We start from the raw sequence: 24,475 nt of genomic DNA on the forward strand, positions 1-24,475 counted from the left end.
CGGCAGAGCCGGCGCCCCTCAGGGAATCCGCGCCACCAGGCATTTCAGGTACCGCGTCTCCGGCACCCCCAGCAGCACCGGGTGATCCCGCCCGGCGCCGCGCCGCTCCAAGAGCTGCACCTCGCGGCCGGCGTCGCGGGCCGCGTCGAGCAGCAGCTCCTCCAGCATCACCTCGGAGAGGTGGTAGCTGCAGGAGGCCGTGATGAGGATGCCGCCGGGCTTCAGGATCTGCAGCGCCCGCAGGTTGATCTCCTTGTAGCCGCGCCGCGCCGCCGGCAGCGCCTCCTTGTTCTTGGCGAAGGCCGGCGGGTCGAGCACCACCAGGTCCCAGGCCGGTCCCTCCTCGGAGCGGTCGCGCAGGTAGTCGAAGGCGTTGGCCTCCACCAGCGTGAGGTTCGCGGCGCCGTTCCGCTCGGCGTTGGCGCGCAGCAGCCCCGACGCGGTGGGCTGCATCTCCACCGCGGTCACCTCGGCGGCGTGGCGGCACAGCTGCAGGGCGAAGCCGCCGGCGTAGCTGAAGCAGTCGAGGCAGCGCCCCTGGGCGTACTGCCCGGCCCGCACGTGGTTCTCGCGCTGGTCGAGGAACGCGCCGGTCTTCTGCCCCTGCAGCACGTCCACCGTGAGCCGCACCTCGCCCTCGCGGTACTCCACCGGCCCGGGCTCCGGGCCGCGCAGCACCCCCTTCACCTGGGCCAGCCCCTCCAGCTCGCGCACCCGCACGTCGTTGCGCTCCACCACGGTGGTGAAGCCGTGGGAGGCGGTGAGCAGGTCGGCGATGACGTCCTTGCGCCGCTCGGTGGCCGGCACCAGCGTCTGGATCACCGCCACCTCGCCGTAGCGGTCCACCACCAGCCCCGGCAGGAGGTCGGCCTCGCCGTGCACCATCCGCCAGGCCCCCTCGCCCGGGAAGGCGCGGTCGCGCAGCTCGCGCGCCGAGGCCAGCCGCCCAGCCAGGAAGGGCTCGTCCACCGCCTCCTCCTCGCGGGTGACGATGCGCAGCGCGATCTGCGAGGTGGCCGACCAGAAGGCCTTGGCCAGGAAGCGCCGCCGGCCGTCCACCACCGCCACCACGTCGCCGGCCTGCGCGCCCGGCGCCTTGGCCACGTCGCTCCGGTAGATCCAGAGGTGGCCCTTCTCGAGCCGCTCGGAGCCGCGGCGGGTGACCTCGACGATGGGCTCGTTCATTGGGCCCGGGGGGCGTCCTTCTTCACCTCGGCCCAGAACCAGCCGCGCAGGTCGCCCTCGGCGAAGCCGGTGGCCTGGTCGGTGGGGTAGCCCTCGGCGAGCGCCGCCACCACCCCCGGCGTGATGCCCTCGGCCGGGCCGTGGCACTTGAGGCACGGCGTGGCCACGCCGATGGGGCGCAGGTAGCCCACCCGGTCGCCCAGGTCCACCGCCACCGCCTTCAGCTCGGCCGCCTTCTTGCCGGCGGCGCCGGCCAGGGTGGGCCGGGCCCAGGCGCGCGGGGCGTTGGCCGGGTTGCGCAGGCGCAGGCTGGTGCGCCCCACCGCAAGCCCCTCGGCGGCGGCCACCTCGGCGGCGATGGCCGGCGCCTCCTGGCGGCAGACCTTCACCGCGCCCGGCGCGCTGGCCATCTCCTCCATGAGCCGGCGCGCCAGCCGCTGCTGCAGGGCCTTCACGGCGGCCTCGGCGCGGGCCACGGCGGGGGCCAGCGCGGGCGGTGCCTGGGCCGGGTCGAAGGTGGCCGCGGCGCCGGCGGCGGCCTCGCCGGCGGCGGGCGAAGCGGCGCAGCCGAGCGCCAGCAGGGCGGCGGAGGCCAGGGCGAGCGTGGTGGGGTGGGCGGGAGGCATGTGGCTCCAGGGTGTGCGGGATGTGGCCCTTCTTAGCGCAGAACGCAGGCGCCGGGTCGCGCCGGGTCGCCCGGCGCGGCCGGTACGTCAGGGCGCCGGCTGGCCGCCCGCCTCCAGCGCCCGCGCGGCGGCGCGCAGGAGCGGGGTGGCCGAGACCTCGGCGCCGGTGGCGTGGCGCATCCACAGGTCGGGCGCCACTGCGCCGTACTTCGTCATGCGCTCCACCTCGGCCCCGAGCCGCCCCGGCGGCTGGGCCGAGAGGTGCTCCTCGATCTGCGCCGAGATGAGGTGCCCCAGCGGGTAGTCGGGCAGGTAGAGGAAGCTGTGGATCATGTGGCTGTAGATGGCCAGCAGGGTCGAGTCCCGCATCCCCAGCACCGGCGCGTACCAGCGGTTCCAGGTCTCGCGGGCCAGGCGCAGGGTGGCCTCGCGCAGCTGGGCCGGGGTGGCGCGGGGGTGGGCGTACATCCAGCGCCACACGCCGATGTCCACCAGCGCCACCCCGGAGATCTCCCAGGTCATCCACAGGTCGTTGAGCGCCAGCAGCCGCCGGGCCTCGGCGTCCGGCGCGCCCAGCCCCAGCACCTCCAGGTCGCGCGCCTGGAAGACGAAGGCGATGGCCTCGGTGAAGGCGGTGTTGGGCACGCCCTGCAGCAGCGTCGAGTCCACCCCGTAGAGCGAGTAGGTCTGCTCCACGTTGTGCCCCAGCTCGTGGACGGCGATGTTGAAGCCCTTGTAGTCCATGCCCCCCTCGCCCACCCGGGTGCGCAGGCGGGCCTTGTCGCCGCGCCGGGCCGCGCCGGCGGCGTGGCCCGAGCCGCGGGCCGGATCGACCGCGATGCGCGCCGCCAGCCAGCTGGCCTGGTCGGGGGCGAAGCCGAGCGCCCCCAGGATGGTGGGCAGGTCCTGCTCGAAGGCCGCGGCGGTGGGGAAGCGGGCCCGGGTGCGGGCGTCGAGGTCGGCCTCGGTGAAGCGGGTGCGGGGGCGGAAGCCGTCGTACCAGAGGTCGTGCGCCTCGAGCGGCCGGCCCAGCCGCTGCCGCACCAGCGCCGCCACCTGGCGCACCTCCGGCGCGCCCAGCACCTGCTCCAGCAGCGCCACCACCCGCGCTTCGGGCAGCTCGCGCTCCAGCTCGAACTTCCTGGCCATGTGGGTGGGGGCGGAGGGGGAGTAGGGGTCGGCGGCCTTGACCGCGCGGAAGGACTGGAGGAGCCGGGCGTAGCGGGTGTCCGGCTCGCGGGCCCCGTCCACCGTGGCGCGGGCCGCGGCCCCGCCCTCGATCTCGGCCGCCGGGGCCGGGCGCACCAGGTTGGTCACCGGGTCCCAGTCCACCGTGGGGTCGTCCACCACGTCGGCCGGGATGGTCTGGGTGACGATCCGCTCCATCACGGTGGTGAGCAGCCGCTGCCGGGCCAGGCCGCCCGCCTGGGCGTACTGGGCCTTCAGCTCGTCGCGCAGGTTCCAGTGGGAGAGGAGCCGCTTGCCCTTCTCGAAGGGGCGCCCCCCGGCGGCGTCGAGCAGGTGGTGGGCGTACACGTTGTAGCCGGCCACGTAGAGGTCGGAGGCGGCGGCGGCCCGCGTGATCCCCTGGCTCACCTCGGCCGGCACGCGCCGGGCGAAGCGGCCGGCCAGGCGTGCCTCGGCCCACTGCCGCCGCGTCCAGGTCGGGCCGGCCGCCAGCCGCTCGTCGAGGGTGGTGAGCGGGAAGTTGAGCAGCGCCACGAAGGCCACCGTGGTGGCGAAGAGGTCGTCCTGCACGTGGGCGCTGGCGTCGTAGGTGGCCAGCAGGGGGTCCACCGGGGCCATGGGGCCGGTGTCGATCTGGGTCCACCAGGAGAGGCCGCGCCCCACCTCCACGGCGTGGCCGTCGAGGGTCTCCAGCGAGGCCTCCAGCCGGCCGAAGAGGGTGTCGAGCGGCACGCCGGCCTGGGCGAACTGGGCCAGGGTGAAGGCCTCGAAGGCGGCGGCGTCGCCGTCGGCGGGGCGCCACAGGGAGGCCACCTGCCGGACCCCGCGCGAGGCGCGGTCCCGCTCGGCCTCGCCGTGGCGGGCCACCAGGGCCGCCTCGGCGCGCGCCACGGCCGGCTGCAGTGCCTTCGGGGGCGCGGGGAGGGCCAGGGTCACGAGGGAGGCGAGGAGGGCGGTGTAGGTGAGCATCCCATGACTTTACCGCGGCCCGCATCGGGGGCATCCTCTGGATCGCCGCCGGGCCGGATCCGCCTCGCCCGGCCGCCCTCAGGAGCCGTACCCATGAACGTCGAGAACGCCGTCCGCCTCCTCGCGGGCTCTGCCATCCTCCTCTCCCTGGCCCTCGGGGTGTCCGAGAGCCCGGTCTTCGTCTCGGGGGGCTTCCTCTGGGTCACCGCCTTCGTGGGGTTCAACCTGGCCCAGAGCGCCGTCACCGGCTTCTGCCCGGCCGCCACCATCCTGAAGGCCTTCGGGCTGAAGCCGGCCGGGCACGCCTGAGCTGAGCAGGTCCCGCCGCGGCCCTGGTCGCCCGCCAGCCCGCGGGAGGCCGGGGCCGTGCCAGGTCCGGGCGCCGCCAGCCGCCGCCGCTCAGGCGCCGCGCGCCGCCCGGAAGCCCAGCTCCAGATCGGCCAGCAGGTCGTCGAGGTGCTCCACGCCCACCGAGACCCGGATGAAGCCGTCGCCGATGCCGAGCGCGGCCCGCACCTCGGCCGGCACGCTGGCGTGGGTCATGATGGCCGGGTGCTCGATGAGGCTCTCGACGCCGCCCAGCGACTCGGCGCAGGCGAAGACCCGCACCGCCTTGAGGAACGCCGTGGCCGCCGGCAGGCCGCCGCGGATGGTGAAGGCCAGCATGCCGCCGGGCGTCCGCATCTGGCGCCGGGCCAGGGCGTGCTGCGGGTGGGACGGCAGGCCCGGGTAGATGACCTGCTCCACCTGCGGGTGGCGCTCCAGGAAGGTGGCCAGCGCGGCGGCGTTCTCGGCGTGGCGTGCCATGCGCAGGTGCAGGGTCTTCAGGCCGCGCAGCACCAGGAAGGAGTCGAAGGGCGAGGCCACCGCGCCCACCGCGTTCTGCAGGAAGCGGAGCCGCTCGAAGAGGGGCTCGTCGCTCACCAGGATGGCGCCGCCCACCACGTCGGAGTGGCCGTTCAGGTACTTGGTGGTGGAGTGGGTCACCAGATCGATGCCCAGCTCCAGCGGCCGCTGGTTGAACGGGGTGGCGAAGGTGTTGTCCACCACGGTGCGGGCCCCGTGGGCCCGGGCCAGCGCCGCCACCGCGGCCAGGTCCACCAGCTTGAGCATGGGGTTGGTGGGGCTCTCGATCCAGACCAGCCTGGTGGCGGGCCGCAGGCCGCGCGCCACGTTGGCCGGGTCGGTCATGTCCACGTAGCTGAACTCCAGGCCGTGGCGCCGGAAGACCTTGTCGAACTGCCGGAAGGTGCCGCCGTAGACGTCGTCGGAGGCCAGCACGTGGTCGCCCGGCTCCAGCAGGTGGAGCAGGCAGTCGGTGGCCGCCAGGCCGGAGGCGAAGCACAGGCCGTGGCGGGCCCCCTCCAGCGCCGCCAGGCAGTCCTCCAGGGCGAAGCGGGTGGGGTTCTGGGTGCGCGAGTACTCGAAGCCCTTGTGGTTGCCCGGCCCGTCCTGCACGTAGGTGGAGGTCAGGTACACCGGCGTCATGACCGCGCCGGTGGTGGGGTCGGGCGCCTGGCCGGCGTGGATGGCCTTGGTGTCGAAGCGGTGGGTCGGGTCGGTGGCCATGGGGCCCCCTAGCGCATGCGCGAGGCGAGGAAGTCGATCAGGTCGATCTTGGTGAGGATGCCGGTGACCCGATCGCCCTCGCGCACCACCGCCACGTTGTCGTCGTTGAAGATCTCGCGGAGCCGCCCGATGGGCGTGTCCAGCCCCACCGCGCCCTGCAGCGGCTGCACCAGCGGCTCCACCACCTCGGAGAGGCGGTGCTTGCCCTCCACCAGGAAGTTGAGCAGGTCGTACTCGTGGATCATGCCGATGACGCGCCCGGCCTCGTCCACCACCGGCATCTGCGAGACGTCGTGCTCCTTGAGCTTCTTGACCACCACCTCGACCTTGTCGGTGCGGCGGGTGGTGATGACCGCGCCGCGCCGCTCGCCCAGCACGTCCTTCACGGTGGCGGTGGCCACGCTGGGGCCGCTGTCGGCCAGCGGGAAGCCGTTGTCGCGCATCCACTCGTCGGAGAAGAACTTGGAGATGTAGGAGCGCCCGCCGTCGGGCAGCGGCACCACGATGGTCTTGCCGCGCCCCAGCTCGCGGGCCAGCTGCGCCGCCACGTGCACCGCCGCGCCGGAGGAGCCGCCGGCGAAGAGGCCCTCCTCGCGGGCCAGCCGCCGCGCCATGGCGAAGCTCTGGGCGTCGGTCACCTGGCGCACGTCGTCGAGCACCGAGAGGTCCATGGCGCCGCACATCATGTCCTCGCCGATGCCCTCCACCTTGTAGACGTGCGGGGTGGAGAGCTTCCCGGTCTTGAACATCGAGTGGTAGACGGAGCCCACCGGGTCGACGCCCACGTTCTGGATGCGCGGGTCCTTCTGCTTGAAGAAGCGGCCGCAGCCGCTCATGGTGCCGCCGGTGCCGACGCCGGCCACGAAGGCGTCGAAGCGGCCGCCGGTCTGCTCCCAGATCTCCGGCGCGGTGATGGTCTGGTGCGCCTCGACGTTGTCGGGGTTGTGGTACTGGTTCACGTAGAAGCTGTTGGGGGTCTCGGCGGCGATGCGCCGGGCCACCGAGTAGTAGCTCTCGGGCGACTCGGCCGGCACGTTGGTGGGGGTCACCACCACCTGGGCGCCGAGGGCCTTCAGGGTGTCCTGCTTCTCCTTCGACATCTTGTCCGGCATGGTGAAGATGCAGCGGTAGCCCTTGACCGCCGCGGCCAGCGCCACCCCCACCCCGGTGTTGCCCGAGGTGTTCTCCACGATGGTGCCGCCCTTCCGGAGCAGCCCGGCGCGCTCGGCCTTCTCGATGATGTGCAGCGCCATGCGGTCCTTGATGGAGCCGCCGGGGTTGAGGAACTCCAGCTTGACGAGGACGGTGGCGTCGTCGGGGCCGACCACCTTCTGCAGCTTCACCAGCGGGGTGCGGCCGATCGCGGAGAGGACGTTCTCGTGGTAGCTCATGGTGGCTCCGAGGCTGGGAACCGGGACTTATAGGCCCCCCCCGGAGGGAGCGTCAACGCGCCGCCCGGCGCCGCCCGAGGACCCGCCATGAGCCAGGACCACGCCGCCACCGATCCCCGCGTCCGCGCCGCCGTCGGCCGCGCCACCGGGGTGGACGCCCGCGCACTGCCGGTGAAGCGGCTGGCGGGCCACGCCTCCATGCGCAGCTACTGGCGGGTGGGCGCGCCGCCGGCCTCCTGGGTGGTGATGGTGATGCCGCCGGGCGCCGGCCCGGAGGAGGTCACCAAGGGCGGGCGGCCGGCGGTGGACCCCTTCGTGGACGTGCAGGGCTACCTCTCGCGCCTGGGGGTGCGGGTGCCGGCCATCCTGGCCTTCGAGGAGGCCGCGGGGCTGATGGTGCTGGAGGACCTGGGCGACGACATGCTGGAGACGCGCCTGCTGGCCGGCGACGACCGGGCCGCCCTCTACGGGCGGGCCGTCGACCAGCTGGCCCGGCTGCGGGCCGCCGCCGAGGCGGCGCCGCGGGGCTGCCTGGCCTTCGACCGCGCCTTCGACGAGGACCTCTACCGCTGGGAGCTGCACCACTTCCGCGAGTGGCTGCTGGAGGCCTGGAAGGGCGCCACCCTGGCGCCGGCCGAGCGGGCCGAGCTGGAGGCCTGGTTCGACCGCATCGCCGCCGCCCTGGCCGCCGAGCCGCGCGGCTTCACCCACCGCGACTACCAGTCGCGCAACCTGATGGTGCTGCCGGGCGGGGAGCAGGTGGTCATCGACTTCCAGGACGCGCTGCTGGGGCCGCGCCAGTACGACCTGGTGGCGCTGCTGCGCGACAGCTACGTGGAGCTCGACCAGCCCTTCATCGAGGCCATGCTGCGCCGCTACCTCGACCGGCTGGCGGCGGCGGGCGGGCCCAGGCTGGAGTACGCCCCGTTCCGCTCGACCTTCGACCTGCTGACGGTGCAGCGGAAGCTCAAGGACGCCGGGCGCTTCGTCTTCATCGACCGCGTGCGCCACAACCCGGGGTTCCTGGTCTCCATCCCCTCGTCGCTCCGGTACGTCCGCGAGGCCCTGGCGCGGCGGCCGGACCTGGCGCCGCTGCAGGCCCTGCTGGCGCGCCACGTGCCGGAGCTGGCGCCGTAGGGCGCGCCGGGCCGGCGGGCCACGCCGCTCCGGCGCCCCGGGACGAGACGGGGCGGGCCCTCGCGAGGCCCGCCCCTGGTGCTGCCGCCCTGGAGGGGCGTGAGGAAAGCTACTCGGCGCCGACGCCGAGGTAGGTGCGGAGCTTCTCGTCCTCGAACTTCTCCTGGGCGTCCTTCTCCGGCGTCAGCAGCGACACCAGGATGCCGGCGGCGAAGGCGGCGGTCATCGAGAAGATGGCCGGGTTCTTGTACGGGAAGAGCCCCACCGGGTTGCCGAGGGCGTCGAAGTGCTTGAAGACGCTGCCCCAGACGGTGGGCGACAGGACGATCAGGGTGGAGGAGGAGAGCGCGCCCACCACGATCGACCAGACGGCGCCCATGGTGGTGAAGGGCTTCCACAGCACCGAGAGCAGCAGCGCCGGGAAGTTGGCCGAGGCGGCGATGGCGAAGGCCAGGCCCACCATGAAGGCCACGTTCTCGTCCTTGAAGAGGATGCCCAGCGCCACCGCCATGACCCCGAAGACGATGGTGGCGATCTTGGCCACCTTGACCTGCTCCTCCTCGGTGGCCCGACCGTTCTTGATGACCGAGACGTAGATGTCGTGGCTGTAGGCGGAGGCGCCGGCCAGGGTCAGGCCGGCCACCACCGCCAGGATGGTGGCGAAGGCCACCGCGGCGATGAAGCCCAGGAAGGCCTGGCCGCCCAGCAGCTCGCCCAGCAGCGGCGCCGCCATGTTGCCGCCCTTGTCGAAGTAGGTGACCAGGTCGCGCCCGGCCAGCGACGTCACCACGCCGTCCTTGACCACGTTGGCCTTGAGCAGCACCGCCGCCCCGAAGCCCACGATGGGGATGATGACGTAGAAGTAGCCGATCAGGCCGGTGGCGTAGAGCACCGACTTCCGGGCCGCCTTGGCGTCGGGCACCGTGTAGAAGCGCATCAGGATGTGCGGCAGGCCGAGCAGGCCGAACATGAGCGCCAGGCCCAGCGAGATGGCCTCGATGGGGCTCTTGGTCAGCGCGCCGGGGGCCAGGGCGCTCTTGAGCGGGTCGCCGCCGGCCGCCGGGTACATCTCCACCACCCGGGTGTAGAGGGTGACCGGGTTGAAGCCGAACTGCCGCAGCGTCAGGAAGGTGAGCAGGGTGACGCCGCACAGCAGCAGCACCGCCTTGATGATCTGCACCCAGGTGGTGGCCAGCATGCCGCCGAAGAGCACGTAGGCCAGCATGACGATGCCCACCAGGATCTCGGCCAGCTCGTAGGGCATGCCGAACATGAGCCGGATGAGGTGCCCGGAGCCGACCATCTGGGCGATGGTGTAGAAGAGCACGGTGAGGATGCCGCCGATGGCCGCGGCGATGCGCACCGGCTTCTGGCGCAGCCGGAAGGCCACCACGTCGGCGAAGGTGAACTTGCCGAGGTTGCGCAGCGGCTCGGCCACCAGGAACATCAGCGCCGGCCAGCCCATCAGCCAGCCGGTGGCGTAGATCATCCCGTCGTAGCCCGACAGCGCCACCATGCCCGAGATGCCCAGGAAGGAGGCGGCCGACATGTAGTCGCCGGCCAGGGCGAAGCCGTTCTGCAGCGCCGAGACGCTGCGGCCGGCCGCGTAGTACTCGGAGGAGGTCTTGGTCTTGCGCGCCGCCCAGTAGGTGATGACCAGGGTGATGGCGATGATGACGAAGAAGAAGAGGACGGCCGAGACCGAGGTGGTCCCGAGGGAGGAGGTCATGGCGTCGCTGGTGGCGGCCGCGCCGGTGGTGGGAGGCATGGGTGTGGGCTCCGTGGGGGCTTTGGGGAGGTGGGGCGGCTCAGTGCTTCAGCTGGTCCTTGAGCCGCTGGACCTCGGGGTCGTAGACGGCGTTGGCCCACCAGACGTAGATGGCGGTCAGGACCCAGGCCAGCACGATGGCGCCGATGCCGAGCGGGATGCCCACGGTGACCACGGCGCCCGGCTCGGACGAGACGGTGCTGGCCACCCACTCCTTGTTGGTGGCCACCACCAGGATGTAGCCGTAGTAGCCGACGAAGAGGACGGCCAGCAGGCTGAAGCTGACGGTCCAGCGCTTCTTCACCAGCGCCTTGAAGTCGGGCGAGTCGATGAGCTCGCGGGCGCTCTTCTTGGCGCCCGCATCGGGCTGCTGCAGCTTGGAAGCGGTCGACATGTGTTCCTCCGGCGGGGCGCGGGGTCCGCCTGCGCGCCGGCCAGGCGGCGCGGTCGCGTGCGGTCCGAGATCGTTGGGCGGCGAAGGAATAGCAGAACCATTGGGACGCGGACAGCGTGCGCAAATTGTGGATTGAGCCAGTCTTCGATCCAGATCAATTGGATAGTCCAGCGAGGCCGCGCGGGCCAGTCCACGCAAGCGCTGCGCGCAGCCCGTGCGCCCTCCGCGCAGCGGGCGTCGCCGGGGGCCCCGCCGCCTCGCCCGGCGGCGGGTGGTGGCGTATCCTGCCCGGACCCATGGCCTCGCTCGACCCCGTCGCGTACCTGCGCGCCACGCCCCCCTTCCACGCCCTGCCGCCGGCGCTCTTCGACGAGGCGGCCCGGGCGCTGGAGGTGGGCTACTACCCGGCCGGCAGCACCCTGGTGCGGGTCGGCGCCGCGCCGCTCGGCCACCTCTACGTCATCCGCAAGGGCTCGGTGCGCCTGGAGCGCGAGGGGCAGCTGCTGCAGGTGCTGGAGGAGGGCGAGACCTTCGGCTACACCTCGCTGCTCACCGGCAAGGCCACCATCGACGTGGTGGTGGAGGACGACCTGCTGGCCTACCGGCTGCCGGCGGAGGAGTTCCAGCGCCTGCTCTCCAACGCGCAGTTCGCCGGCCACTTCGCGGTGGGGCTGTCGCAGCGGCTGCGCAGCAGCCTGGAGCACTCGCCGGTCACCACCTTCAAGGCCGACCTGCACCTCGAGGTGCAGCAGCTGGTGCGGCGGCCGGCCGTCTGGGTGGAGGCCGACGCCACGGTGGGCCAGGCCGCCCAGGTCATGCGCGACCAGCGCATCAGCTCGGTGCTGGTGCGCACCGACCCGCCCGGCATCGTCACCGACCGGGACTTCCGCAACCGGGTGCTGGCCGCCGGCCTGGGGCCGGACACGCCGCTCACCGCCGTGCTGTCGCGTCCCATCCGCACGGTGGACGGCGCCACGCCCATCTCGGCCGCCTGGACCAGCCTGCTCGACTCGGGCGGCCACCACCTGCCGGTGCGGCGCGGCGAGGCCATCGTGGGGGTGCTCACCTCCACCGACCTCCTCAAGTGCCACGCGCCCGGGCCGGTGGCGGTGCTGCGGCGGGTCGAGCGGCTCTCCGACCGCTCCGCGCTGCCCGGCTACGGCATCAAGGTCACCGAGATGGCCTCGGCGCTGCTGGCCGGCGGCCTGGAGGCCGACGTCATCGCCGGCTACGTGGCGCGCCTCAACGACGCCCTGGTGCGCCGGGTGCTGGCCTTCGCCGAGGCCGATCTGGGCCCGCCGCCGGCCCCCTACGCCTGGCTGGTCATGGGCTCGGAGGGGCGCATGGAGCAGACCCTGCTGACCGACCAGGACAACGCGCTGGTCTTCGACGACGAGGGCGAGCCGCACCGGGCCTGGTTCCAGTCGCTGGCCGAGCGCGTCAACGCCGACCTGGAGGCGGCCGGCTTCCCCCGCTGCAGCGGCGGCTACATGGCCTCCGCCTGGAACGGCACCCTCTCCGAGTGGGTGCAGCGCTTCGCCGGCTGGTTCGAGGCGCGCAAGCCGCAGGAGCTGCTGGAGGCCTCCACCTTCTTCGACATCCGGCGGGTGGCCGGTGAGCTGGACCTGGAGCCGCTGGAGGAGGCGCTCAGCCACACGGCCCAGCACCCGGTCTTCCTGCGCTTCCTGGCCCGCGCCGCGCTGGACCTGAGGACGCCCGGCTCGCTCATGATGCGGCTGCGCGAGTCGGCCGAGCTGGACCTCAAGATGCAGGGGCTCTCCCCCATCGTCTGCCTGGCGCGCTGCTACGGCCTGGAGATCGGCTCGCGCGAGCGCAACACCCGCGGCCGGCTGGAGGCGGCCGTCAAGGCCGGGCTGATGAGCCAGGAGGTCTTCGGCACCATCTCGGAGGCCTACAAGTTCCTGCTCGGGCTGCGGCTCCGCATGCAGCTGCGCCTGCTGGCGGAGGGGAAGCCGGCGGTGAACAAGGTGGCCCTCACCGACCTCTCCGGCATCGAGCGGAGCCGCCTCAAGGACTCCTTCCGCGCCGTCAAGGCCTGGCAGGAGATGGCCGCCTACCACTACCAGGCCAGCTTCTGAGCCGGCCCCGCGCCCGCGGGGTAGGATGGCGCCGTGCTCTTCCACTCGCCCGCCTGGGACTCGGTCGTCTACTGGTCCCTCGACATCGAGACCGGCGGCCTGGACGCCAAGCGGGACCCCATCCTCGCCGTGGGCATGCTCCCGGTGCGCGCCGGCATCCTCAGGCTGGGCGAGGCCTACCAGTCGCTGATCCGCCCGGAGGCGGGGCGGGTCATCAAGCCCGAGTCGGTGCGGGCCCACCAGCTGGTGCAGGGTGAGGTGGACGCCGCCCCCGCGCTGGGCGACGTGCTGCTGGAGGTGGACCGCCGCCTGCGCGAGGGGGCGCTGCTGGTGCACCACCAGGCCATCGACGTGGTGTTCCTCAAGCGGGCCTACGCCCGGCTGGGGCGCACCTGGCCCAAGCCGCCGGTGGTGGACACGGTGGAGCTGATCCACAAGCTGGACCGCAAGACCCGCTTCATCCGGCCGGCCGACGCCCAGCCCGACGTCCCCAGCACCAACCTCTCCGAGACCCGCCGCCGCCACGGCCTGCCCGACTACCAGGCCCACGACGCGCTCACCGACGCCATCGCCACCGCCGAGCTCTTCCTGGTGCTGCGCGAGGCGCTGCACGCCAAGACCCTCCGGGACCTCTAGCCGCCCACCCCGCCATGAAGCGCGCCCTCATCGCCGACATCCACGCCAACCTGGAGGGGCTGACCGCCTGCCTGGAGCACGCCCGCGAGCACGGGGCGGACGGGTACGCCTTCGTGGGCGACCTGGTGGGCTACGGCGGGGACCCGGCGGCGGTGCTGGAGCTGGTGCGGGGCCTGGCGGCCGAGGGCGCCCCGGTGGTGCGCGGCAACCACGACGCCGCCATCCTCGACAGCGGCTCGGACACCATGAACAAGAGCGCCGAGGCGGCGGTGGAGTGGACCCGCGGCCAGCTCGACGAGGGCCAGCGGGCCTTCCTGGCCGGGCTGCCGCTGACGGCGCGCCAGGACGACGTGCTCTACGTGCACGCCAGCGCCGACCGGCCGGCCGACTGGACCTACGTCTCGGATCCGCTGCGGGCCGGCCAGAGCCTGGACGCCACCAGCGCCACCTACGTCTTCTCCGGCCACGTGCACGAGCCGATGCTCTACTACATGGCGGGCGGCGGCCGGCCGGTGGCCTTCCGGCCGGTGGCCGGCGTGGCCATCCCGGTGCCGGCCCACCGGCGCTGGCTGGCCATCGTGGGCTCGGCCGGCCAGCCGCGCGACGGCAACACCGCCGCCGCCTACGCCCTGCTCGACACCACCCGGCGGACCCTGACCTTCCACCGGGTGCCCTACCAGTGGTCCAAGGCGGCCGCCCGCATCCGGGCGGCCGGGCTGCCGGAAGGCCTGGCGCGGCGGCTGGAGCGGGGGGAGTGAGCGCGTGAGCGGACTGCAGCCCGGCGACGTCATCGACGGCTTCACCGTGGGCGAGAAGCTGCACGCCGGCGGGCAGGGGGTCATCTACGCCTGCGCGCCGCCCCCCGACCGGCCCGACCTCGACTTCCCGCTGCTCATCAAGGTGCCGCGGCTCGGCCCCGGCGAGCCCTCCGAGACGGTGGTCACCTACGAGGTGGAGCAGACGGTCCACGCCGCGGTGGTCGGCCCGCACCTGCCGCGCTTCGTGGCCTCGGGCGACCTGGCGCGCCAGCCCTACCTGGTGATGGAGCGCATCGAGGGGCAGTCGCTCAAGGACTGGGCGGAGCGCGCGCCGCTGCCGGCCGAGGAGGTGGCGGCGCTGGGGGCGGCCATCGCCACCGCGGTGCACGCCCTGCACGCCCAGGAGGTGGTGCACCTCGACCTCAAGCCGGCCAACGTCATCATCCGGCCGGACGGGACCGCGGTGCTGGTGGACCTCGGGCTGGCGCGCCACGCCCACTTCCCCGACCTGCTGGCGGAGGAGTTCCGCCACCCCATGGGCTCGGGCCCCTACATCTCCCCGGAGCAGGTGCTGGGCGTGCGCTGGGACCCGCGCAGCGACCTCTTCGCCCTGGGCGTCATCCTCTACCAGCTGTCCACCGGCGAGTACCCGCACGGCGCGCCCACCACCCAGGCCGGCCTGCGGCGCCGCCTCTGGCACATGCCCGCCTCGCCGCGCAAGCTGCGCCCGGACCTGCCGGAGTGGCTGCAGGAGGTGACGCTGCGCTGCCTGGAGGCGCAGGCGGCCCAGCGCTACGCCTCGGCGGCGCAGGTGGCCAGCGACCTCACCCACCCGGAGCAGGTGACCGTGGGGGAGCGCGGGCGGCGGCTGCGCCGCCCCGGCCTGGGCACGCTGCTGAAGCGCTGGATCATGGCGGCCGGCTACGAGCCCTCGCCGCTGGACCGGCCCAGCCAGCACCTGGTCTCGGCCTCCATCGTGCTGGCGGCGGTGGCCACGCAGCACAAGAACGAGCAGCGCTTCCAGGCCCTGCGCGAGGTGGTGCAGCGGCTCATGGCGGTGGACGGCGATCGGCGGCTCACCTGCGTCTCGGTGATCCACCCCGCCTCCGAGTTCGGCGGCGGCCGCGAGGAGGACTCCGGCACCAGCCTGCGCATCCGGCACCTGGTGCTGCTGCGCCACTGGGCCGAGCCGCTGGGCCTGCCGCCGGAGCGGCTCTCCTACCACGTCATCGAGTCGAGCGACCCGGCCGCGGCCCTGCTGGAGTACGCCAAGGTGAACCAGGTGGAGCACCTGGTCATCGGCGCCCCGCCCTCCGACGTGCCGCTCAAGGGGACCTTCGTCTCGACGCGGGTGGCGGCGGAGGCGGGCTGCTCGGTGACGGTGGTGCGGCCGCGCGCGGCCGGGTGAGGGCCTGCGGGCGCGGCGGTGCGGTGTGCCCAGGCCAGGCGCGGCCCGACCACGGCGCGGGCGCGGGAGGAGGGCCCCCCGCGCCACGGCCAGCGGACTACTTGCGGTTCATCACCTTCAGCATCAGCCAGATCACCACGCCCATGGCGGACACGCCGCCCACCAGGTAGAGCAGGGGCATGATGCCGTCCATCTCCCCCATGCCCTCCGGGCCCTCGCTGGCCAGGGCCAGGGTGAGAGAGGCGGCCCAGGTGGCGGTCGCGGCGAGGCTGCGCACGGCAACGGACTTCGTCATCTCGAAGCTCCTCATGGATGCGGCCGGTGCCTGACTGCGGAGCCGCCGCGGGTGGAAGGTGCGGAAATGTAGCACGAGAAGGAACGGCCCCCGACGCCTGGGCGTCGGGGGCCGCGTCACTGCGGGGAGGCCGACCTCAGTCGATGTGCGCGATCGAGGCCTGGGTGTCGGTGTCCTTCATGAAGAGGGAGCCGACCACGAAGGTCATGAGCGCGATGACGATGGGGTACCAGAGGCCGTAGTAGATGTCGCCGGTGGCGGCCACCAGGGCGAAGGCGATGGTCGGCAGGAAGCCGCCGAACCAGCCGTTGCCGATGTGGTACGGCAGCGACATCGAGGTGTAGCGGATGCGAGCCGGGAAGAGCTCGACCAGCCAGGCGCCGATGGGCGCGTACACCATGGTCACGTAGATGACCAGGATGACCAGCAGCAGGATCACCATGGGCGTGTTGACGCGGCTCATGTCGGCCTTGGCCGGGTACATCTTGGTGGCCTCGGTGAGCGCCTTGGCGAGCTCGCCGTTCTTGGCCTTGTAGTCGATGCCCGGCTCGTTGCCGTTGAAGCTCTGGACCACCGTGGCGCCGACGCGCACCGAGGCGATGGTGCCGGCCGGAGCGGCCTCGTTCAGGTACGGGATGGCCTTCTTGGCGAGGATCGACTTCACCTGGTCGCAGGAGGACTTGAAGGTCTTCTTGCCGATGGGGTCGAACTGGAAGGCGCAGTCGGCCGGGTCGGCCACCACGGTCACCGGGTTGGCGATCTGCGCCTCCTCGAGGCCCGGGTTGGCGTAGTGGGTCAGGGCCTTGAAGATGGGGAAGTAGGTCAGGGCGGCGATGAGGCAGCCCGCCATGATGATCCACTTGCGGCCGACCTTGTCGGACAGGGCGCCGAAGATGATGAAGAACGGCGTGCCGATGATCAGCGAGAAGGCCACGATGAGGTTGGCGGCCTGGCTCTCCAGCTTGAGGATCTGGAGCAGGAAGAAGAGCTCGTAGAACATGCCCGTGTACCAGACCACGCCCTGGCCGGCCACGCCGCCGAAGAGGACCAGGAGCACGATCTTGAGGTTGCCCCAGCGGAGGAACGACTCCGTCAGCGGCGCGCGGGTGACCTTGCCCTCCTCCTTCATCTTCTTGAAGATCGGCGACTCGTTCAGCTGGAGCCGGATCCAGACGGAGATGCCCACCAGGATGGCGGAGAGCAGGAACGGGATGCGCCAGCCCCAGGCCTCGAAGCCCTCCTTGCCGATGACGATGCGGCAGGTGAGGATCACGATGAGCGAGAGGAAGAGGCCCAGCGTGGCGGTGGTCTGGATGAAGGCCGTGAAGAAGCCGCGCTTGCCGTTGGGGGCGTGCTCGGCCACGTAGGTGGCGGCGCCGCCGTACTCACCGCCGAGCGCGAGCCCCTGCAGGATGCGCATGGTGATGAGGATGATGGGGGCGGCGATGCCGATGCTGTCGTAGTTGGGCAGCAGGCCCACGATGACCGTGGCGCCGCCCATCAGGAGGATGGTGACGAGGAAGGTGTACTTGCGGCCGATCAGGTCGCCGATGCGGCCGAACACGATGGCGCCGAACGGGCGGACGAAGAAGCCGGCGGCGAAAGCGAGGAGGGCGAAGATGAACGAGGTGGTCTCGTTCACGGCCTTGAAGAACTGGGCCGAGATGATGGCAGCCAGCGAGCCGTACAGATAGAAGTCGTACCACTCGAAGACGGTACCAAGGGAAGAAGCGAAGATAACCATCCGCTCTTCTTTGGTAATTCCAGTGCCCTTGCCAGGGGCCGGTGCCACGTTCGCTTCAGCCATGCGTGTTTCCTCCGGGGGGAGAGTACGAGGGGGGCGGCGGGGTGATCAGGTAAAATTCCCTACCATGGACGCAGGAACCCTTACAAGTGAGTTGCGCAAGTCCCGCGTGCGCCATGCAGTCGGTGCGTGCAAACGGTGCATCGGCGGGCGCCCTGATCCGGAAAAACGGCTTCATGGGTCCGCAAAATGAAAAAGCGCCCAGCTGTTAAAGAAATTTTAACTTACACCCTCGGGGTCCGACCTCGCATCCGCCCAAGTACCCGCGGAAGAAGTACACCCAAGAGGGGGACCATTTCGATGAGCCCCGCGAGGTCGAAGATCGGGCCCACACGGCCAAAGTGGTCATAGGCGATGCCCGAGAGCTGGTACCCGAACGCGTTGCCCCCGCCGAACACCACCGCGCTGAAGACCGCCTGCCCCGTGGATCGCAGCGGCGCCGGGATCAGCCGCACCAGCGCGGCCACGGCGCTCCCCCAGAAGAGGCCGAAGGTGAGGCCGTGCAGCAGCTGCAGGGCCACCACCGCGGGCGCCCCCTCGGCGCGGGCCAGCGCGAACCAGCGCAGCGCCGAGCCGGCGAAGGCCACCGCCAGCAGCGTCCGCAGGCGGAAGCGGCCCTCCAGCCGCGGGAACCAGAGCAGGGCCGCCACCTCGGCGGCCACGCCGGCGCCCATGCCCAGGCCGGTGACCACCGACGGCAGGCCCCGCTCGCGCACCAGCAGGCCGAAGAAGAGGTGGAACGGGGCGCAGGCCAGCCAGTGCAGGGCGCAGGCGGCCAGCAGGCCCATGAGCCGGCGGTCGGAGAGCAGCGCGCGCACCTCCGGCCAGCCCGGGCGCGGCCAGGCGCGTGGCCCGGCGGCGGGCAGCCCGCGGGCGGCCAGGGCGTAGCCGCCCACCAGCACCGCCACCGTCACGGGCACCAGCGGGTCGGCGGTGCGGTCCCCGCGCGCCGCCAGGACGCCGCCCAGGAGCAGCGCCAGCGCCGCGAAGCCCAGCGAGCCGCCCAGGCGGACGCGCGCGTAGGTCAGGCCGGGCTGCAGGCGCACCTGCTCCAGGGTGAGGGAGTCGAGGAGCGGCACCACCGCCCGGTCGCCCAGCGCCGTGAGCAGCAGCACCGCCCCGACCTGCAGCGGGGTGCGGGCGAAGGGCAGCAGGGCGGCAGCCAGGAAGGCCAGCGCGGTGGCGCGGCCGAGGGTGCGCCCGGGCTGGCCGCTGCGATCGGCGGCGGCGGCCCAGGCGAGCCCGGCCACCGGCCCCACCAGCGGGCCCACCAGCTGGACCGCGCCGATCTCGGTGCCGCTGAAGCCCAGCCCGCGCAGGTAGGGCGCCAGGTAGGGGAGCAGCGAGCCGACGGCCCCGTAGTAGAGGAAGTAGAGGAGGCGCAGCCGCCAGGCGAGGGCCATCTGGTAGGGTGCGTGTACCATGACGGTCGCCGGGATGGTCCTGTGCGCCGGGCTCGGAACCCGGCTCCGCCCGCTCACCTCCCTCCTCCCCAAGCCCGCCGTCCCGGTGTGCGGCGTGCCGCTGATCCGCTACGCCCTGGGGCTGCTGGCCGGGGCCGGGGTCCGCCGGGCGGTGGTGAACGTCCACCACCTGCCGGAGGTGATGGCGGCCGCGGCGCGCGCCGCCGCCGCGGAGCTGGGGCTGGAGCTCGCGGTGTCGCACGAGCCGGTCATCGCCGGCACCGGCGGGGCGCTGCGGGAGGCGCGGCCGCTGCTGGCCGCTGCCGACGCGGTGGTGGTGGTGAACGGCGACGTGCTCTTCGACCTGGACCTGGGCGGCGCGCTGGCCGCCCACGCCGCCTCCGGGGCGCTGGCCACCATGGTGCTGATGGCCATGCCCGCGGGCGCGAGCTACGCCGCGGTGGAGCTCGACGAGGGCGGGCGGGTGCGGCGCATCGCCGGACGCTTCGGCCCGGGAGGCCAGGGGCTCACCCCCTGGCACTTCCCCGGCGTGCACGTGGTCTCGCAGGAGCTGCTGGCGCGCCTGCCGGCGGCCCCCTTCGAGCTGGACGTGAACCGCCACGCCTACCCGCCGCTCATGGCGGAGGGCCTGGTCCGCGGCGTGATCGCGAGCGGCTACTGGAACGACCTGGGCCAGCCGGACCGGTACCTGCAGGCCAACCTGGACGTGGCGGCCGGCCGGGTGCCGCTCGGGCGGTTCGGCCTGGCCGCGCCCGGGGCGGTGGCGCGGTGGGCCGGCGACGCGGTGGTGGAGCCCGGCGCCCACGTCGGCCGGCAGGTGGTGCTGGGCGCGGGCTGCCGGGTGCCGGCCGGCGCGCGGGTGGAGCGGGCCGTCCTGTGGCCCGGCACGGCGCTCGCCCCCGGCGAGGTGCTGGAGGACGCCGTGGCCGCCGGCGACCTCCGGGTGGCGGCCGCCTGAGCCGCCGGCCCGGCGGCTACTGGAGCCGGCCGCCCGCGGCGCGGCCGATGGCGTTCCAGTCCTCGAACCACCTGACGGTCTGCAGGATGGTGAAGACGACCCCGACGACGACGTAGGAGAGGATGGCGCCGAGCAGGAGGAAGGTCCGGTGGTTCGAGTCGGAGTTGACCTGGACCGCGACGCCGAGCCGCTCCATCGCCGCCGCCCGGAGCGTGAGCGCCTCGTTGAGCGTCAGGTACTGGTAGACGATGACCACCGGGATCAGCAGGTAGCCGACGAACCCGGTGACCAGGTTGAGGAAGAGCGCGCCGAGGAGGAGCCCGACGTAGATCCAGAAGTTGCCGGTGAACTTGCTGGTGCGCTGCGCGGCCCGCTCGTAGCCCACGCCCGTCTGGTAGAACTTCACCATCCCGTAGATCCCGATGGTGACGAAGGACAGCAGCAGCACCGCCGCCACCGAGACCTCCTCGAAGGGGCGGGCCCCGGGGCCCTGGCCAGGCGCCGCGCCGGGGGAGGCCCAGGGGGACGGGGGCGCGGCCGTCGGCTGGCCCCAGGCGGGCGCGGCGGGCGGGGCGGGCGGGGCCGAGGCCAGCGGCGGCGGCCCGGCCAGCGGCGGCGGGGCGGCCAGCGCGGCCAGCTCCGGCACCTGCTCCCAGGGCAGCCAGCCAGCCAGGCCGGCCCGCCAGACGCGCATGCCGGCGGCCAGCCGCCCCAGCCGGATGGCCTCGGCCAGGCCGGCCTGGCTCACCGGTCCGGCCTGCTTGCCGGCCTCCTCGTAGTACCAGAGCGGCTCGCTCATCGACCCTCCCGTCAGGCCTGCACCTGCGCCAGCACGCAGGTGATGTTGTCCACGCCGCCAGCCTGGTTGGCGGCGTCCACCAGCGCCTGGGCCGCGGCCTTCAGGTCGCCGCGGTGCTGCCGGATGAGCTCGGCCGCCTCCGGGTCGGTCACCATGCCGGACAGCCCGTCGCAGCAGAGCAGCACCACGTCGCCCTCCTGCAGGCTCACCCGGGCCAGGTCCACGTCCACCGTGTCCTTCATCCCGAGGGCGCGCACGATGACGTTCTTGTGCGGGAAGCTCTCGACCTCCTCTGGGGTGAGCCGCTTGGCCTTGAGGTAGTCGTTGAGGAGCGAGTGGTCCTCGGTGAGCTGCAGCAGGGTGCCGCCGCGCCACAGGTAGGCGCGCGAGTCGCCCACGTGGCCCACGATGACCGCCCCGGCCCCGCGCTCGAAGTGGGCGCACACCAGGGTGGTGCCCATGCCGCGCAGCCGCTCGTCGGTGCGGGCCCGCTCGAAGATGCGCAGGTTGGCCAGCTTGACGGCGGTGGCCACGCGGTTCTCGTCGTGGCGCCGGGCCGGGTCCTCGGGGAAGGGCCAGGTGGCCTCCTCGTCGCGCCCGGTGAGCCGGAAGAACTCGGCCATCTCCTCGACGGCGATGCGCGCCGCCACCTCGCCCGAGGCGTGGCCACCCATGCCGTCGGCCACGCAGTAGAGCTGCTCCTCCGGGAGCAGGAGGAAGGCGTCCTCGTTGTGGGTTCGCTTGAGGCCGACGTCGGTCGAGCCGGCGACATTGAGGCGCATGCGGGTGAGCTCTCCCCCGGGGGCGGCCAGCCTAGTAGTCCCCCCACCTGGGGTCAAACGCGGCGGGCCCCGCCGGTGCGCCAGGCCGGCCGGAGCAGCTGCACCGCCGGGCCGGTGGAGAGCCGCAGCGCCCGGGCCGGCCCGAGCAGGTCGCCGTCCACCATGTAGCGCACCCCCTCGCCGTCCAGCTGCAGCGTCCGGCAGACGGCGTCGAGCGCGGCGCGGCGGCGCCACGGCGCGCCCCGGTGGACCCGCGGCAGGAGCCGGGCCACCTGCGGCAGCGAGCCGTGCACCCCCACGGCGTGGAAGAAGCCCGGCTGCTCCTCGCAGCGTGCCAGGGCGCGCATGCCCAGCCCCAGCGACGGCACCGTGCCGGCCAGCACCGTGAGGTAGCTCTGGTCCGGCCACTCGTCGCCGTCGGCCTCCACCCGCAGCGGCTCGCGGCTGGTCAGCGCCCGGGCCAGCGGGCCGTTGCCCAGGGCCGAGAGGGCGGCGCGCGCCAGCAGCCAGCCGGCCCCGGCCGGGCTGCGCCAGCGGGAGGCGTCGAAGCGCTCCAGGAAGGCCACCGCGGCGCCGGTGCCGAAGAGGAAGCCGTAGCCGGGCGGCTGCCCGTCGGCCTCGATCCGGAGCAGGTCGCGCTCGTCCACCTCGGCGGGCTGGCCGGCGCGCCGCCGGGCCAGCTCGGCCGAGAGCATGGCCTCGGGCTCGGCCGGCGGGCCGTGGTTGGCGGACAGCACGTTCATGGTGCCGCCGCGCAGCACCAGCAGGCGCGGCAGGGAGCCGCCCCCCCAGGCCGCCGCCGCCGCCGTCAGGACCCGGCGGTTGGTGCCGTCGCCGCCGCAGATCCCCAGGGTGTCCACCCCGGCGGCGCGCAGGGCGGCCACCGCCCGGTCCAGCTCCTCGGGGGTGGAGGCGTCGTGCAGCTGCCCCTCGTCCCCGAGCAGGCGCGCCAGGCGCTCCCGGGTCTCCGGGTGGCGGCGGTTGCGCGCCGCGCGCGGGTTGTTCACGATGCCGATCCCGCCCATGCCCATCCTGCGCCCCGTCGAGCCGCCCTTCCAGGTGGTGCTGGTCAACCCGCAGATCCCGCCCAACACCGGCAACGTCGGCCGGACCTGCGCCGTGACCGGCACCCGCCTGCACCTCGTGGGACCGCTCGGCTTCTCCCTCGAGGACCGCTACCTGCGCCGGGCCGGCCTGGACTACTGGGCCGAGCTGGCGCCGCAGGTCCACCGCGACTGGCAGGAATTTGAGGCGCGCGCGCTCGGCGGTCAAATCGAAAAGCTCCACCTCTTCACCGGCCGGGCCACCCGGGGCCTGGCGCAGGTCCGTTTCGCCCCAGGCGACTTCCTGGTCTTCGGGCAGGAGGAGCGCGGCCTGCCGCCCGGCCTGCTGGAGGCCTGGCCGGGGCGCCAGGTGGCCATCCCGATGCGTGCGGGGATGCGCAGCCTCAACCTGGCGGTGGCGGTGGGGGTGGCGGTCTACACGGCGCTGGGGTCGGCCGGGGCCCTGGTGGGGGAGGCGGCCGGGGAATCGTGATCCCGCGGGCCCCGGGGTAAGATGGCCCCCCGATGAGCTTCCTCGACGAGCCGGGCGACCTGTCGCGAACGCCCCTGGCCGCCATCCTGCTGGAGGCGCTCAACCTCCGCGCCGACGGGGTGCTGGCGGTCGAGCACGGCGGCGGCACCTCGCGCCTGTGGCTCCGGGCCGGCCAGCCGGTGGGGGCCCAGGTCTTCACCGGCTTCCGGCCCCTCGGCCACATGCTGCTGCAGGCCGGCAAGATCGACGTGGACGCGCTGTCGCGCAGCCTGGCGGAGATGGCCTCCACCGGCCGCCCGCAGGGCGAGCTGCTGGTGGAGCTGGGCGCCGTCTCGCGGGCCGAGGTGGACCAGGCGCTGGCCGACCAGCAGGCCGGCTACTTCGCCCTCATCGCCGCCCTGGACGCCGGCGGGTACGCCTTCGACCGCTCCCCGCCGGTGCCGGAGTGGACCCGGGGCTGCAAGCTCTCGCCGCTGCGGACCATCGTGGACGCGCTGGAGCGGCCGCAGGCCGGCGCCCTGGTGATGTCGGCGCTGCAGCCGGTGGCGCAGGGCGGGGCGCGGCTGGCCTCGGGCTACCCCGAGGCGGCCGGCAGCTTCCGCTGGTCGGCGCCCGAGCGTGGGCTGGTGGAGCGGCTGGAGCGGCCGGTGTCGCTGGAGGTCTTCTTCACCCCGCAGGAGGGGGTGGCCCCGGAGCGGGCGCGGGCCGTGCTGGCGTCCCTCCTGCTGCTGGGGCTGGCGGTGCCGGCGGCCGAGCGGGCCTCGCCCAGCGGCGACACCGTCTTCGGCATGGCGCTGGACGCCGAGGGCGTGGCCGCCGCGGTGGCCGCCGAGGCCCAGGCCCACGCGCCGGCCGCCTCGCCGGCCGTGCCGCTGCGCCGCTCCGACCCGGCCGAGGCGCGGGCCCGCCGCCAGCGCCTGCTCGCCAAGGCCATGCAGAACATGGGGGTCGGCCCCTTCGTGGCCCGGCCCACCGCCACGCCGGCCCCGGGCAGCCACCCCGCCGTGCCGCCGACCGCGGCGGGCCAGCCCCCGGCGCCGGCCCGCGCCGCCCCCGGCTCCGCCGAGGCGGCGCTCCGGCAGGCCCTGCTCGAGGTGGCCCCGCGGGCCCGCGAGCGGAACCTCTTCACGCGGCTCGGCCTGGCCGACGGCGCGCCCAAGGACGAGGTGAAGCGGGCCTTCCTGCAGATCGCCCGCCAGTTCCACCCGGACCGCTTCGCCTCGCCGTCGCTGGCCGACCTGAAGGGCGAGGTCAGCGACTTCTTCGCCTCGGTCAACTCGGCCTACGAGGTGCTCTCCGACGACCGCAAGCGCGCCGAGTACCAGGCGGCGGTGCGCGGCGGCTCCTCCAACCCGCAGCGCGCCGAGGCGGCCCGGGTCGACTACCAGAAGGGCGAGGCCTGCATCCGCACCCGCGACTTCGCCCGGGCCCGCGGCTTCCTGGAGTCGGCGCTGCGGGCCGACACCCGCGCCGAGTACCAGGCGGCGCTGGCCTGGACCTACCTGGTGGACCCCTCCGGCAAGGACCTGGCCAAGGCCAAGGCCCTGCTGGTGGAGGCGCTGCGGGACGGCGCCTGCGACCGGGCCCTCTACGTGGCCGGCATCGTGGCGCGCGACGAGGGGAACGAGGGCGAGGCCGAGCGCTGCTTCCGCGCCGCGGTGGCCGCCAACCCGCGCCACGCCGACGCCCTGCGGGAGCTCAAGCAGGTCGAGGGGCGGCGCGCCATGCGGCGCCAGTAGGGCGCGGAAA

The 24,475-nt window shown here is 73.6% G+C and carries 22 protein-coding genes; 9 read left to right on the forward strand and 13 right to left on the reverse strand.

Going from position 1 to position 24,475, the window contains the following annotated elements:
• Positions 1-18: 18 nt before the first annotated feature.
• From IPO09_03730 to IPO09_03740, 3 genes are all read right to left on the reverse strand, one after another.
• Complete coding sequence (locus IPO09_03730; GenBank protein ID MBK9516464.1) at positions 19-1,185, reverse strand: class I SAM-dependent rRNA methyltransferase; 1,167 nt, start codon at positions 1,183-1,185, stop codon at positions 19-21.
• Positions 1,182-1,811, reverse strand: coding sequence for a DUF3365 domain-containing protein (locus IPO09_03735; GenBank protein MBK9516465.1), 630 nt, complete (start codon positions 1,809-1,811; stop codon positions 1,182-1,184). Before IPO09_03735 ends, IPO09_03730 begins: the two co-directional genes overlap by 4 nt.
• Before the next feature lie 87 nt (positions 1,812-1,898).
• The gene (locus tag IPO09_03740) at positions 1,899-3,968 is read right to left on the reverse strand and encodes a hypothetical protein (GenBank protein MBK9516466.1); all 2,070 of its coding nucleotides are present in this window, start codon (positions 3,966-3,968) and stop codon (positions 1,899-1,901) included.
• A gap of 93 nt (positions 3,969-4,061) precedes the next feature.
• Between IPO09_03740 and IPO09_03745 the strand changes: the two genes are divergently transcribed.
• Entirely contained in the window at positions 4,062-4,277 is a 216-nt protein-coding gene (locus tag IPO09_03745; protein MBK9516467.1) for a DUF2892 domain-containing protein, read from the forward strand.
• A gap of 90 nt (positions 4,278-4,367) precedes the next feature.
• Here the strand turns inward: IPO09_03745 and IPO09_03750 are convergent, their stop codons facing one another.
• On the reverse strand, positions 4,368-5,537 hold the full coding sequence (locus IPO09_03750; protein MBK9516468.1) for a cystathionine gamma-synthase: 1,170 nt from the start codon (positions 5,535-5,537) through the stop codon (positions 4,368-4,370).
• Positions 5,538-5,545: 8 nt separating this feature from the next.
• Positions 5,546-6,928 carry a pyridoxal-phosphate dependent enzyme gene (locus IPO09_03755; GenBank protein MBK9516469.1) on the reverse strand — a complete coding sequence of 461 codons (1,383 nt, stop codon included), beginning with the start codon at positions 6,926-6,928 and terminating at the stop codon, positions 5,546-5,548.
• An 87-nt stretch (positions 6,929-7,015) separates the two neighbouring features.
• On the opposite strand from IPO09_03755, the gene IPO09_03760 reads away from it, so the two are divergent.
• Complete coding sequence (locus tag IPO09_03760; protein ID MBK9516470.1) at positions 7,016-8,065, forward strand: phosphotransferase; 1,050 nt, start codon at positions 7,016-7,018, stop codon at positions 8,063-8,065.
• Positions 8,066-8,174: 109 nt separating this feature from the next.
• Here the strand turns inward: IPO09_03760 and actP are convergent, their stop codons facing one another.
• Together actP and IPO09_03770 are read right to left on the reverse strand one after the other, a co-directional pair.
• Complete coding sequence (gene actP, locus IPO09_03765) at positions 8,175-9,794, reverse strand: cation/acetate symporter ActP (GenBank protein ID MBK9516471.1); 1,620 nt, start codon at positions 9,792-9,794, stop codon at positions 8,175-8,177.
• A gap of 79 nt (positions 9,795-9,873) precedes the next feature.
• A complete protein-coding gene (locus IPO09_03770) occupies positions 9,874-10,227 on the reverse strand; it encodes a DUF485 domain-containing protein (GenBank protein MBK9516472.1) in 354 nt (117 codons plus the stop codon).
• A 296-nt stretch (positions 10,228-10,523) separates the two neighbouring features.
• Here IPO09_03770 and IPO09_03775 point away from each other — a divergent pair, with 296 nt between their 5' ends.
• The 4 genes from IPO09_03775 to IPO09_03790 are packed head-to-tail and all read left to right on the forward strand — an operon-like array spanning position 10,524 to position 15,128.
• On the forward strand, positions 10,524-12,326 hold the full coding sequence (locus IPO09_03775) for a cyclic nucleotide-binding domain-containing protein (protein MBK9516473.1): 1,803 nt from the start codon (positions 10,524-10,526) through the stop codon (positions 12,324-12,326).
• A 33-nt stretch (positions 12,327-12,359) separates the two neighbouring features.
• A complete protein-coding gene (locus tag IPO09_03780; protein ID MBK9516474.1) occupies positions 12,360-12,962 on the forward strand; it encodes a 3'-5' exonuclease in 603 nt (200 codons plus the stop codon).
• A gap of 14 nt (positions 12,963-12,976) precedes the next feature.
• The gene (locus IPO09_03785) at positions 12,977-13,720 is read left to right on the forward strand and encodes a metallophosphoesterase family protein (protein MBK9516475.1); all 744 of its coding nucleotides are present in this window, start codon (positions 12,977-12,979) and stop codon (positions 13,718-13,720) included.
• A 4-nt stretch (positions 13,721-13,724) separates the two neighbouring features.
• Positions 13,725-15,128 carry a protein kinase gene (locus tag IPO09_03790; GenBank protein ID MBK9516476.1) on the forward strand — a complete coding sequence of 468 codons (1,404 nt, stop codon included), beginning with the start codon at positions 13,725-13,727 and terminating at the stop codon, positions 15,126-15,128.
• A 97-nt stretch (positions 15,129-15,225) separates the two neighbouring features.
• Here the strand turns inward: IPO09_03790 and IPO09_03795 are convergent, their stop codons facing one another.
• From IPO09_03795 to IPO09_03805, 3 genes are all read right to left on the reverse strand, one after another.
• On the reverse strand, positions 15,226-15,423 hold the full coding sequence (locus IPO09_03795) for a hypothetical protein (protein ID MBK9516477.1): 198 nt from the start codon (positions 15,421-15,423) through the stop codon (positions 15,226-15,228).
• A 136-nt stretch (positions 15,424-15,559) separates the two neighbouring features.
• Complete coding sequence (locus tag IPO09_03800) at positions 15,560-17,230, reverse strand: MHS family MFS transporter (protein ID MBK9516478.1); 1,671 nt, start codon at positions 17,228-17,230, stop codon at positions 15,560-15,562.
• Positions 17,231-17,451: 221 nt separating this feature from the next.
• Positions 17,452-18,630: an MFS transporter gene (locus IPO09_03805; protein ID MBK9516479.1), complete on the reverse strand. Its 1,179-nt coding sequence runs from the start codon at positions 18,628-18,630 to the stop codon at positions 17,452-17,454.
• 34 nt (positions 18,631-18,664) lie between these two features.
• Here IPO09_03805 and IPO09_03810 point away from each other — a divergent pair, with 34 nt between their 5' ends.
• On the forward strand, positions 18,665-19,609 hold the full coding sequence (locus IPO09_03810) for an NTP transferase domain-containing protein (GenBank protein ID MBK9516480.1): 945 nt from the start codon (positions 18,665-18,667) through the stop codon (positions 19,607-19,609).
• A 16-nt stretch (positions 19,610-19,625) separates the two neighbouring features.
• On the opposite strand, the gene IPO09_03815 is transcribed toward IPO09_03810, so the two are convergent.
• Genes IPO09_03815 through IPO09_03825 form a run of 3 tightly spaced genes read right to left on the reverse strand, consistent with a single transcriptional unit; the run spans position 19,626 to position 22,215 of the window.
• Positions 19,626-20,408: a DUF4339 domain-containing protein gene (locus IPO09_03815; GenBank protein ID MBK9516481.1), complete on the reverse strand. Its 783-nt coding sequence runs from the start codon at positions 20,406-20,408 to the stop codon at positions 19,626-19,628.
• An 11-nt stretch (positions 20,409-20,419) separates the two neighbouring features.
• Complete coding sequence (locus IPO09_03820; GenBank protein ID MBK9516482.1) at positions 20,420-21,190, reverse strand: Stp1/IreP family PP2C-type Ser/Thr phosphatase; 771 nt, start codon at positions 21,188-21,190, stop codon at positions 20,420-20,422.
• A 53-nt stretch (positions 21,191-21,243) separates the two neighbouring features.
• On the reverse strand, positions 21,244-22,215 hold the full coding sequence (locus IPO09_03825; protein ID MBK9516483.1) for a diacylglycerol kinase: 972 nt from the start codon (positions 22,213-22,215) through the stop codon (positions 21,244-21,246).
• Between IPO09_03825 and IPO09_03830 the strand changes: the two genes are divergently transcribed.
• Together IPO09_03830 and IPO09_03835 are read left to right on the forward strand one after the other, a co-directional pair.
• A complete protein-coding gene (locus IPO09_03830; GenBank protein MBK9516484.1) occupies positions 22,214-22,726 on the forward strand; it encodes a tRNA (cytidine(34)-2'-O)-methyltransferase in 513 nt (170 codons plus the stop codon). The two genes, IPO09_03825 and IPO09_03830, sit on opposite strands and share 2 nt — an antisense overlap.
• A gap of 32 nt (positions 22,727-22,758) precedes the next feature.
• Complete coding sequence (locus IPO09_03835) at positions 22,759-24,465, forward strand: DnaJ domain-containing protein (GenBank protein ID MBK9516485.1); 1,707 nt, start codon at positions 22,759-22,761, stop codon at positions 24,463-24,465.
• The last annotated feature ends 10 nt before the right edge of the window (positions 24,466-24,475 follow it).

The sequence above is a fragment of the Anaeromyxobacter sp. genome (assembly GCA_016718565.1).
Lineage (GTDB): Bacteria > Myxococcota > Myxococcia > Myxococcales > Anaeromyxobacteraceae > JADKCZ01.

Coding starts and splice junctions, on each gene's coding strand:
- IPO09_03730 (MBK9516464.1), bottom strand. CDS start 1,185: ATGAACGAGCCCATCGTCGAGGTCACCCGCCGCGGCTCCGAGCGGCTC.
- IPO09_03735 (MBK9516465.1), bottom strand. CDS start 1,811: ATGCCTCCCGCCCACCCCACCACGCTCGCCCTGGCCTCCGCCGCCCTG.
- IPO09_03740 (MBK9516466.1), bottom strand. CDS start 3,968: ATGCTCACCTACACCGCCCTCCTCGCCTCCCTCGTGACCCTGGCCCTC.
- IPO09_03745 (MBK9516467.1), top strand. CDS start 4,062: ATGAACGTCGAGAACGCCGTCCGCCTCCTCGCGGGCTCTGCCATCCTC.
- IPO09_03750 (MBK9516468.1), bottom strand. CDS start 5,537: ATGGCCACCGACCCGACCCACCGCTTCGACACCAAGGCCATCCACGCC.
- IPO09_03755 (MBK9516469.1), bottom strand. CDS start 6,928: ATGAGCTACCACGAGAACGTCCTCTCCGCGATCGGCCGCACCCCGCTG.
- IPO09_03760 (MBK9516470.1), top strand. CDS start 7,016: ATGAGCCAGGACCACGCCGCCACCGATCCCCGCGTCCGCGCCGCCGTC.
- actP (MBK9516471.1), bottom strand. CDS start 9,794: ATGACCTCCTCCCTCGGGACCACCTCGGTCTCGGCCGTCCTCTTCTTC.
- IPO09_03770 (MBK9516472.1), bottom strand. CDS start 10,227: ATGTCGACCGCTTCCAAGCTGCAGCAGCCCGATGCGGGCGCCAAGAAG.
- IPO09_03775 (MBK9516473.1), top strand. CDS start 10,524: ATGGCCTCGCTCGACCCCGTCGCGTACCTGCGCGCCACGCCCCCCTTC.
- IPO09_03785 (MBK9516475.1), top strand. CDS start 12,977: ATGAAGCGCGCCCTCATCGCCGACATCCACGCCAACCTGGAGGGGCTG.
- IPO09_03795 (MBK9516477.1), bottom strand. CDS start 15,423: ATGACGAAGTCCGTTGCCGTGCGCAGCCTCGCCGCGACCGCCACCTGG.
- IPO09_03800 (MBK9516478.1), bottom strand. CDS start 17,230: ATGGCTGAAGCGAACGTGGCACCGGCCCCTGGCAAGGGCACTGGAATT.
- IPO09_03805 (MBK9516479.1), bottom strand. CDS start 18,630: ATGGCCCTCGCCTGGCGGCTGCGCCTCCTCTACTTCCTCTACTACGGG.
- IPO09_03810 (MBK9516480.1), top strand. CDS start 18,665: ATGGTCCTGTGCGCCGGGCTCGGAACCCGGCTCCGCCCGCTCACCTCC.
- IPO09_03815 (MBK9516481.1), bottom strand. CDS start 20,408: ATGAGCGAGCCGCTCTGGTACTACGAGGAGGCCGGCAAGCAGGCCGGA.
- IPO09_03820 (MBK9516482.1), bottom strand. CDS start 21,190: ATGCGCCTCAATGTCGCCGGCTCGACCGACGTCGGCCTCAAGCGAACC.
- IPO09_03830 (MBK9516484.1), top strand. CDS start 22,214: ATGCCCATCCTGCGCCCCGTCGAGCCGCCCTTCCAGGTGGTGCTGGTC.
- IPO09_03825 (MBK9516483.1), bottom strand. CDS start 22,215: ATGGGCGGGATCGGCATCGTGAACAACCCGCGCGCGGCGCGCAACCGC.
- IPO09_03835 (MBK9516485.1), top strand. CDS start 22,759: ATGAGCTTCCTCGACGAGCCGGGCGACCTGTCGCGAACGCCCCTGGCC.